At 67.3% G+C, this 9,743-nt stretch carries 7 protein-coding genes; 6 read left to right on the top strand and 1 reads right to left on the bottom strand.

Annotated elements, in window-relative coordinates; genetic code table 11:
* Positions 1-205 (bottom strand): hypothetical protein (locus AC5Y4D_RS26975; protein WP_500038724.1); only part of this gene is annotated, 205 nt, incomplete at its 3' end.
* An 87-nt stretch (positions 206-292) separates the two neighbouring features.
* Here AC5Y4D_RS26975 and AC5Y4D_RS26970 point away from each other — a divergent pair.
* The 6 genes from AC5Y4D_RS26970 to AC5Y4D_RS26945 all read left to right on the top strand — a co-directional run.
* Positions 293-1,411: an FAD-dependent monooxygenase gene (locus AC5Y4D_RS26970; protein WP_500038723.1), complete on the top strand. Its 1,119-nt coding sequence runs from the start codon at positions 293-295 to the stop codon at positions 1,409-1,411.
* Positions 1,412-1,483: 72 nt separating this feature from the next.
* A complete protein-coding gene (locus AC5Y4D_RS26965; RefSeq protein ID WP_500038722.1) occupies positions 1,484-2,158 on the top strand; it encodes an ABC transporter ATP-binding protein in 675 nt (224 codons plus the stop codon).
* Positions 2,155-4,635, top strand: a complete 2,481-nt coding sequence (locus AC5Y4D_RS26960) for an ABC transporter permease (protein WP_500038721.1) — start codon at positions 2,155-2,157, stop codon at positions 4,633-4,635. The genes AC5Y4D_RS26965 and AC5Y4D_RS26960 overlap by 4 nt, the downstream gene beginning before the upstream one ends.
* A gap of 21 nt (positions 4,636-4,656) precedes the next feature.
* Positions 4,657-5,739: a UbiA family prenyltransferase gene (locus AC5Y4D_RS26955; protein ID WP_500038720.1), complete on the top strand. Its 1,083-nt coding sequence runs from the start codon at positions 4,657-4,659 to the stop codon at positions 5,737-5,739.
* 44 nt (positions 5,740-5,783) lie between these two features.
* Positions 5,784-6,782, top strand: coding sequence for a pyridoxal phosphate-dependent aminotransferase (locus tag AC5Y4D_RS26950; RefSeq protein WP_500038719.1), 999 nt, complete (start codon positions 5,784-5,786; stop codon positions 6,780-6,782).
* On the top strand, positions 6,775-9,743 hold a 2,969-nt coding region (locus AC5Y4D_RS26945), incomplete at its 3' end, for a thiamine pyrophosphate-binding protein (RefSeq protein WP_500038718.1). The genes AC5Y4D_RS26950 and AC5Y4D_RS26945, both read left to right, overlap by 8 nt.

The raw sequence follows: 9,743 nt of genomic DNA, 5'->3' as shown, positions 1-9,743 counted from the left end.
TAAACAGCTGCCAGATCGCGGCCAACTGAGTGGCCTCGGCCTGGTTGATCAGCCGATCGGCGTTTTGAATATGGCTCATCCACGCCGTGGACGCCGCGGTGGTCTCGCTCAACGCCTCCCGATGGGCGAACACCGCCCCCATCGACTCCTCGAACTGCGCCACCTTCGCCGCGGCGACAGCCTCCGGACCCGATTGCTCGAACATACGTTCGATACTATCACAGGTTGCAGAAGGCCGCGAACCCCCAGTGCATGCGGGCCGATCGTGGGGGCACTCATTAGGCTGCCGCGCATGAAAGCAGTCGTCGTCGGCGCCGGAATCGCCGGACTTGCGGTCGCCAGCGGACTGCAGCGGGCGGGCTGGGAAGTCCAGGTCCTGGAACGGTCGGCCGATTCGCAGCCGCCGCGCGCCGGATTGTCCATCTTCGGCAACGGGTTTCGGGCTCTGGACGAGCTCGGCCTCGGGCCGGCCGTCCGGGCGATCTGCGCCGACGTGCCCCCGTTCACCAAGTCGGGCATCCGCAAACCCGACGGCGGGTTCGTCGTCACGTTCGGCAAGGCGGCATACGAGCACCTGCGCGCGGTCGACCGCACCGAGCTGCACGCGGCGCTGCTGGGCACCCTGGCCCCCGGCACCGTGCAGTGGGGACAGCGCGTCATCGAGGTCAGCGACGGAGCCGTCCGGACCGACGACGGGAACGTCGCCGCCGGGGCAGACCTGATTATCGGAGCCGACGGCATCCGCAGCCGGGTCCGCGCGAGCCTGCCGCAGGACCGCCCGACCCGCCGTTGCGGCTACGGGGTGTGGCGCGCTCTCACGTCGCGGCCCGTGCCCATCGGCGAGGGCGGCGAGACGTGGGGTGCCGGCGAGCGATTCGGGCTGGCCCCCCTCAAGGACGGCCGGGTGTATTGGTTCGGTGTCGCGGACTGCGCGAAGAACGAAACCGGCGTCGAAGCGCTCGACGAGGTCCGAACCCGCTTCGGACACTGGCACGAGCCGATCGCCGAACTGATCGATGCCACCGATCCCGGGGCCGTCCACTACACCCACACCGAAGAACTCGAGGGACCGCTGAAGTCCTACGTGCACCGCAACGTCGTGCTGATCGGTGACGCGGCGCACGCAATGTCGCCGAATCTCGGCCAGGGCGCCAACCAGGCACTCGAGGACGCCGCAACCCTGTGTGCCCTACTCACCAACCAGGATCTGGGTCAGGCGCTGCAGAGATACGACCGGCTCCGCCGTCCCCGCACCCAGCGCATCGCGCGCGAATCGCACGCCATCGGCATCGCCGGGCAGTGGCGTCATCCGCTGCTGGTCTGGGCACGTGAAACGGGCATGACACTGGTCCCGAACTGGATTTTCAGCCGCCGGACTCTCCGACTGCAGGAATGGAAAACGTCCACCTAGAAAATTAACGGTGTGTAAGGTTAGCCTGTCCTGCACCAAATCTGCGTCGCGACTTTCCCAGGGGCCTTACACATGCTGATCGAGATGACCGGCGTCAGCAGGACCTATCAGCGGGGCCAGGAGCTGGTCAAAGCGGTCGACGACGTCACCCTGTCCCTCGGCACCGAGAAGCTGGTAGCCATTACGGGACAGTCGGGATCGGGCAAGAGCACGCTGCTGCACCTCATCGGGGGCATCGACCGTCCCGACCAGGGCTCGATCAAGGTCGACGGCGAGGAACTGTCACAGAAGACCGACGACGAGCAGTCCGAATACCGGCGGCGCAAGGTGTCGTTCATCTTCCAGTTCTTCAACCTGCTGCCCACGCTGACCGCCTGGGAGAACGTGGCCATGCCCCGGGTGCTGGACGGGTCGTCGATCAAGGAGGCCCGCCAGGACGCCTGCGACTTGCTGGAGATGGTGGGGCTGGGCGACCGCATCGATCACAAACCCTCCCAGTTGTCCGGGGGCCAGATGCAGCGCGTCGCCATTGCCCGCTCGCTGATCATGAAGCCGGGTGTGGTGCTGGCCGACGAGCCGACCGGCAATCTGGATTCGGAGTCCGGCCAGAACATCCTTGCGTTGTTGCGCAAGATCGCCGACGAGGGCGCGTGCTCGGTGCTGATGGTGACGCACGACCCGACGATCGCGGCCGCCGCCGACCGCGAAATCGTCATGCGTGACGGCAAAGTCGTCGAATCCGCATGATCGCCCGCTTCAGGCTGCTCAACCTGCGCTACGCGGTTGCGCACTGGAAACGATCGTTGAGTTGCGTTGCGGCGGTGATGATTGCGACCGCGTTGTTGGTGGCCATCGCAGGAATTTACAGCTCGTTGACCAAATCGGTGGCGACGATGTCCGAAGACCTCTACGGCAGAGCGGCTTTCGAGGTCACCGGCGCGGCCGACAGTGGTATGCCCGAATCGCTGGTCGCCGAGTTGCGCGGGGTCGACGGGGTGGCCGCCGCCGAGCCGATCGTGAAGGCGACGGTCAATGCTCCCCGTTCCGGCACAACGCTTCTCGGGGTCAGCCCCGATATCCGGGTGCTGGACAACCGGGTGGGCAACGAACTGGTGCAACAGGCCGATCAGAGCAAGCTGGCCGGCGGCGCGATCGCCGGCCCCGGCCTGGGCACCGCTGCCGGCGCCCAGGTGGAAGTCAACAACACCCGCGTGAACGTGGTTTTCGTGCCCAAGGGGGATCTCGCCGAGAAGTACAACGCGGGAGACTATTTGATCGTCCCGCTGCCGATGGCGCAGCAGCTGCTAAACCAACCCGGCCGGGTGACGTCGGTGTTCGTCGTGGCCATGCCGGGCGCCGACCTCAAAGCGTTGAGCGCCGATCTGGTTCGGGTGGTCGATCACCGCGCGGTGGTCGCCGAACCGCAGTTCCGCGTCGCCCAGACCGACAACTCCGTCTCCCTCACCCGCGACACCTTGCTACTCGTCGGTTCGATCGCCCTGGTGGTCGCGATGTTCATCGTCTTCAACACCATGAATATGGCTGTGGTGCAACGCCGTCCGATGATCGCCACGCTGCGCGCGCTGGGCGCCAGGCGCGGACAGCTGGCCAAGGACCTGCTGCTCGAGGTGGCCCTGCTCGGCTTTCTCGGCGGCTTGCTGGGGGCGCCGCTGGGTGCGGCGATGAGCTTCCTGGCGATCAAGCGTCTGCCGCCGTTGATGCTGCAGTCGGTCGACGTCAAACCGGACTACTTCTTCCCGGGAACCGCGATCGCAGTGGTGATCTCGCTGGGGATCGTAGCCTGCGTGCTGGGCGCCGCCTGGCCGGCGATGATGGTCTTCCGGGCATCGCCGATCGCCGCGATGCGACCGGTGGAACTGGAAAGCCTGGGTGCCGACCGGAACCGCCCGCATTGGCTCGGGGTGGTCGTCGGGGCGCTGCTCACCGGCGCGGCGTTCTTGGTCGCACTGCGTCTGCACGACGAAAAGACTTTCGCCGGAGGCGTTTTGGTGCTGGTCGGTGTCCTCACGCTGTGCTGGGCGCTGGGTCCGGTGCTGGTGGCGCTGAGCAGCCGGATCGCCGCGCTGATGGGGCCGGCCGGTCAGGTCAGCCGCTCGACGATGACGGCGTCGGCCAAACGGACCTGGGCGAACCTGATGATCGTGATGATCGCGGTGGCGCTGGGCAGCGTGACCAGCGGCGTGCTGACCGACGTGGTCGACTCCACGGGAAACGCCTTCGCTTCGTTGGCCGGTGCGGACATGTATCTGTCCGCGGCATCGAAGGAAGTGGTGCCGATCAGCCCGCTGATCCCCCAGGGGACGGACCGGGAAGTGCGCGCGATCCCCGGTGTCGTCGACGTCAAACCGGTCCAGTACGCCTTCGTCAACGTCGGCAGCGACCGCGTTCTGGTGGTCGGCTCCGGCCCCGGCACGGTGACCCCCGCCTTCGCCGCCATGGAACCCGCGGTCCGCGCCAAGGTCGAGGCCGGCGACGGCATCGTGGTATCGCGACAACTGCTCAGGCATCTGGACCGCCGAGTCGGGGACACGCTGACCCTGAACACCCCGTCCGGTGAGCAGAGCGTGCAGATCCTCGGTGTGGTCGACTATCTGACCACCGAACGCGGCATGATCGCAATGTCTTTGGCGCACATGAAATCCTGGTTCCAGCGTGACGGCGCCACCTACCTGGAAGTGCACGTCGACAATCCCGGCGACGCGCCCGCCGCGCTGCAACAGCTCGAAAAGGTCGCCGCGGCAAAGGGTTTGTTCGCCTTCAGCGGGCAGGACGCCGTCGACTCGGGCAAGGGCGCGGTGGCCCAGATCGGCTCGCTGGCGGTCTTCGTGCAGTGGATCGTGGCGCTGTTGGCGGCGATGGCGCTGTTCAACGCGTTCATGATCTCGGTGATCGAACGCAAGCGGGAGATCGGCGTGCTGCGCGCCATGGGTGCGTCGCGGCGCTACATCACCAAGTCGATCCTGGTGGAGTCGACCAGCATCGCGTTGCTGGGCGGCGCACTGGGCATGCTGACCAGCGTAGTGGTGCATCGACTCGGCACGCTGATCATGAGTTCGGTCACCGCTATCACCGTGCGGTATTCGTTCTCGCCGCTGGACCTACTCACCGTCGTGGTCGCGGTGATCCTCTGTTGGAGTGGGGCTTTGCTCCCCGCGTCTCGTGCCGCGAAATCGACCATCGTGGACGCCTTGGAAGTGGAGTAGCCCGTGGAGGAGCGCCAACTGATGACCGACGCCCGCCCGGCGCCACCGGCCGGGCCATCCGGGCTGACCGGGTTTCTGGAGAAGCCCAGTGCGGCACGGCTGGAACTGGTGCGGACCTGCCCCGGCATCGACGCGCCGGCCACCTGGCGCCTCGCGCAGTTCGTGGCGTTCTCGCGGCCCAGGACGTGCATCCCGGGCATGCTGGGCTTCTATCTCGCCAGTGTCGTCGCCGGCCAGGTCTCACCACTGGCCCTCGTCGTCGGGATGATCGTCTCCTACCACATCGCCGCGATCGCGAACCTCTACAACATCTACACCGACATCGCCGAGGACAACGAGAACATCCCGTCCCGGGTGTTCGAACTCAGCCGCTACGGCCGCGACCGGCTGTTGCGCCACACCCACCTGCTGGCCGCGATCAACTTCGCGCTCTCGCTGCTGGTCAATCCGTGGTTCGCGGCCCTGACGTTCCTGGCTTTGATTGGTTGCCAACAGTATTCGTTCCGCCCGTTGCGGATGAAAGCCCGCGCCCGGATCGGCATCCTGTATTTCGCCAACGCGGTGGCGTATCCGTATGTGAGCGCGGTACTCGCCTCGGATCTGAGGTTCGCTGTGCTGACCGACCCACAGTACTGCGCGTTGGCCCTGTACCTGTTCGTCTGGTTCTGCGCCAAGGGCCTCACCAAGAATGTGCCGGATTACGAAGGGGACAAACGGGTCCACGTGACGACGTCGGCGACGTTGAGCGCCACCAGGCGCCGCGCCGCGATGATCGCCGCGGTCGCGACCGTGCTGGTGTACGCGGCCGTCGTGGTTCCGGTCGGTGCCGGCTTCCTCGCCGCCAAGTACCTGATCGCCCTGATCTGGTTGCCGGTGGCGTGTTTTCAAGCCTGGCGTCTGGTGCACACGGTCGACCAGAAGTCGTCGAACGACATGCTGCGCGACGACATGTTCGTCTCGGTCGGATATCTGTCGACGCTGATCCTGATCGAACGAATCTCGTTCGTCTCGGTCGCGGTGGTGGTCACCGGATTCGCCATCATGCTGCTCACCGACCGGCTGCGGCTGGACACCAGGCGTGCGGAGGACTTCGAAACGCCATGAGGGTCAAGCGGATTACTCACCACGGCGACCCCCGGAAGCTGCGAATGGATTTCGATCTGTCCCGCAACGAACTGCACCTCGACCCCCTCCCGCAGGTGCGGGAATTACTCGCTACCAGCGCGGTCACCCTCAGCCATTACCCGCAGCACCACCATGTCGCGGAACTGACCGCGGGCATCAGCGCCCTGCACGGCGTCCCGCGAGACCAGGTCGTCATCGGCCCGGGCAGCGTCGGCGTCCTGGACGCGATCCTGCATGCCGATCCGGTGCGAGAGTCCACGGTCTTCGGGTTGCCGACGTTCGACGAGTACGCGGTGCTGGTCGCGCGGGCCGGCGGGGTCCCGGTCGGGGTGGCCAGCGACCCGCCGGGGACCCAATCGCTGGACGGCATCCTTTCCGATGTCGACGCGTCGACCCGGCAGGTTATCATCGCCGCGCCACACAGCCCCACCGGCGCCACGGTGAGCCTGGCCGACCTCGCCGCGTTGCGCCACGCTCTACCGAAACGTGTTCTGCTGGTTGTCGATCAGGCCTACGCGGAGTTCGACGAGACCCTGCCGCCCGACGCGGTGGGTCGCCTGGTGACCGAACTCGACGGCGTCGCGGTGCTGCGTAGCTTCTCCAAGGCATACGGATTGGCCGGTCTGCGCATCGGCTACGGAGTCTTCAGCGGCGCCGCACTGGCCGGCCGGGTGCGCTCGGCCGTCCCGACCTACTCGGTGAACTCGGTATCGATGATCGCTGCGGCCGAGTCGCTGCGGCATCAAGGGCCGCTGACCGACCGGGTGACGCGCGTGGTCGCAAACCGGAAACGGTTGGAGGCCTTTTTGATCGACCAGGACATGGACTGCGGGATCGCCTCGCAGGGAAACTTCGTGTGGGTGCCCGCGCAGGATTCGCACACACTGTTCCGGCACGCCCTGAACGACGGCATATTGGTGCGGGAATACCCCGGCTTCGGCGTGCGGATCACGGTTCAATCCGACGCTTCGGTGGATGCCGTCATGGCGTCGTTGAGCACCTACAGCCCGATCAATGTATAACCGGCATCTGTTCTCCAACGCGCTTGGGCGACAGCGGTTCGCCGACGAGTTGGTGGACTATCTGATCGCCCTCGGTGTCGAATACATCTTCGGGATGCCGGCCGAGTCGGTGAACTCGTTGATTCACGCCGCGAGCAAGCGCAGCGAGATTCGGGTCGTCACCACCCGGCACGAGACCGCGGCAGCGCTGATGGCCGTGGGCTACGCGAGAGCGTCCGGCCGGCTCGGGGTGTGTTTCGGCACCGCGGGACCCGGGGCGACCAACTTGGTTGCCGGCGCCTACGAAGCATTCGTCGGCCGAATTCCGTTGCTGGCCATCAGCGGTCAGGTTCCGGTGGCCAGCATCGGCCGCGACACGTTCCAGGAGATCGACTCCGAAGCGCTGTTCCAGCCCTGCACGTCCTCCTCGGTGCTGATCCACTCCCCCACTCAGTTCGAACGATTCGCGCGGTCCTGCGTGTCGGCGGTGCACGAATCCACCGCCTGCCACGTCGCGATCCCCGGCGATGTGCTCTACGCGCCGATCGGTGGCAACGAGGCGGGATTCTTCGTACCGAGGCCGCCGACGCCCGCGTCGGCGAGTAAGGAAGAGTTGCGCTCGGTCACCGAGTTCCTGGAGTCCGACGACCTGGCCATCGTGCTGTCCTGCGCCGATGCCGCGTATGTCAGCCTGGTACAAGGACTTTCGGAGCGGCTGAGTTGCCCGGTGTACGACGTCGCGGGCACCGGCGTGATCCCGGCGGGTGACGTGCTGGTGGTGGGACGTTGCAGCCCATTGCTGAAGCACCGTGTCCACGGGCACGCGAACCTGCTCGAACTGACCGACCGCCGGTTCACCGGCAAGGCTTTGCCGTACATCAGGCAGGTCGTCTGCGACGTCGAAGCCACGCTGCTGACACTGCTGGACCTGGACCAGCCAGAGTCCGAAACCGCGAGCGAAGAAACGGTATTCACCGACCTGCCGGACGACGCCGGCATGTCCAGCATCGCCGGGATCCCCGGTGCGGCCCTGCCGATGGGCATCGGGGCCGCGCTGGCCGGGAAGTCGCGCAGCGTCGTGGTGACCGACTATCCGAACCTGAGCCAATTCGTCGCCGAACTGTCCAGCCTGGTGACGGTTGACGCGAATGTATCCATCCGCTGCCAGGTCGACGAGCCCGAAATCCTCTCCAAAATAAGCTATCTCGGCGCCGCGATGGGGTTGAGAACCGGCACCGCCCGCACGGAAGGCCCGGCACTCATCGCCGTGCGGCGCAACGCACCGGCCGCGCCGGCGGCGCCGGTACGTCCCGGCGAACGGTCACTCGCTGCGGCACTGCAGACGAATCTCGGTGCGCCGGTACAGATCAGCGACTTCTGCGCACCGTCGCTGCCCGCGTTCGGTACCGCGCAGCGCAACGCCAACGTCCAGGCCCCATCGATGAGCGCGGCCGCGCTGCGCAAGGCGGGGCGCCCCTCGGCCGGTACGGTCGCCGCGACCGGACCCGCACTGCTGTTGCAGCTCAACGGGATCTACGACGCGGCGCTGGACAACGCCCGCATCCTGGTCGCCACCGTCGAGACCGACACCTGGCATCTCGACGCGCAGCGGGTGCTCGACGAGGTCACGGTGGCGCACTACGTCGTCGATGACGTGACGACGGCGGCCGCGACGGTCAGAGCCGCGTGCGCGGCCGCCGCGGCGCCGGGCGGCGGGGTGGTGCATCTGCAGGTCCGACGCGACGCGCTGGAAACACGATGGGACGACTGCGACAGCCGGACCGAGATACCGGCCCCGAGGCCGGCCCCGCCGGACCATGCGGCGCTGGACGAGGCGATCGCCGCGATCCGCTCCGCGCCCCGGGTGGCCGTGGTCGCCGGTCGCGGCGCCGCCGGTTGCACGGACCTACTCACCGAGCTGTCGGCCCTGCTGGGCTGCTCGGTGCACCTGACCATGGGCGGCGACTCGGTGGTGGACAGCCCCGGCCTGCGCGCCCACGGCCGCGTCGGCGGCTCGGGTGACCTGCGCGCGTTCCAGCAGGTCGCCCGCGCCGACGTACTGCTGCTGGTCGGCGTATCCAACCGCGGGTCGGCCTTCGACCTGGGCGCAACCGGGCGCACCATCGTGGTCAACGTCGACCCCAACGCGATGCTGCGACTGAAAGAGCACGACATCTGCGTGCTGGGCGACGCGGTGACCACGCTGGAGGCGATGGTCGGCGCCCTGCGTGCCGACGCTCCCGAGCAGCCGTCGCACCCGCGGCCACGCCGCCGCCCCCGGCTGCGCCCCGTCGAACGCGCCCCGCTGCGCGCGTCCAACCTCACCCGGGCCATCGACGACGAGCTCGCCCGGTTCGACGGGACCTCCACGGTGTGCGCGGATGTCGGCGTCAACACGCTGTGGGTGTACCGGTACATCACGTCGATGACGCGCAGCATCTGGTCGGCGTCGTTCGGCACCATGGGATTTGCGGTCCCGGCGGCGATCGCGGCGGCCAAGAACACCGACACCCGGCTGGTGGTCGCGGTGGCCGGCGACGGTGGAACATCGGTGACGCTCAACCAGATTCGCTCGTCGGTCGGCGTCACCAAACCGGTGGTCTTCGTCGTCGTCAACAATCTGGCGCTGGCCGCGATCAAGTTCGAGAGCGAGATCATGGGCTGGCCGGACCGCGGCTCGGCGATCCCGGACATCAACTTCGCGCAGTACGCCGCGTCCGTCGGCATCGAGTCCCGCCGGGTGGACACCCTGCGCGATTTCCGCGCCGCCTTCAAGGAGGCGATCAGCGTGCACCGGCCCTACCTGATCGACGCGCGGTGCGTGCTCAACGACGCCCCGGTGCAGGCCGGCCGCAAGCACTGGCGCCAGGTCGCCGGGTTCTTCGTCGCCTGGTCCAAAGAGGGCCGCGACGGGGCCGGCACGTTCGGCGAGGTCACCCGCGCCGTCGTCGCCGGCAAGCTCTACGAGCAGGGCATCGCGGA

The organism is Mycobacterium sp. NGS67 (genome assembly GCF_059812185.1).
Note: the sequence above shows the minus strand (reverse complement) of the source record. Positions and strands in the feature narration are given on the sequence as shown.

Coding starts and splice junctions, on each gene's coding strand:
- AC5Y4D_RS26950 (WP_500038719.1), top strand. CDS start 5,784: ATGGATTTCGATCTGTCCCGCAACGAACTGCACCTCGACCCCCTCCCG.
- AC5Y4D_RS26970 (WP_500038723.1), top strand. CDS start 293: ATGAAAGCAGTCGTCGTCGGCGCCGGAATCGCCGGACTTGCGGTCGCC.
- AC5Y4D_RS26965 (WP_500038722.1), top strand. CDS start 1,484: ATGCTGATCGAGATGACCGGCGTCAGCAGGACCTATCAGCGGGGCCAG.
- AC5Y4D_RS26960 (WP_500038721.1), top strand. CDS start 2,155: ATGATCGCCCGCTTCAGGCTGCTCAACCTGCGCTACGCGGTTGCGCAC.
- AC5Y4D_RS26955 (WP_500038720.1), top strand. CDS start 4,657: ATGACCGACGCCCGCCCGGCGCCACCGGCCGGGCCATCCGGGCTGACC.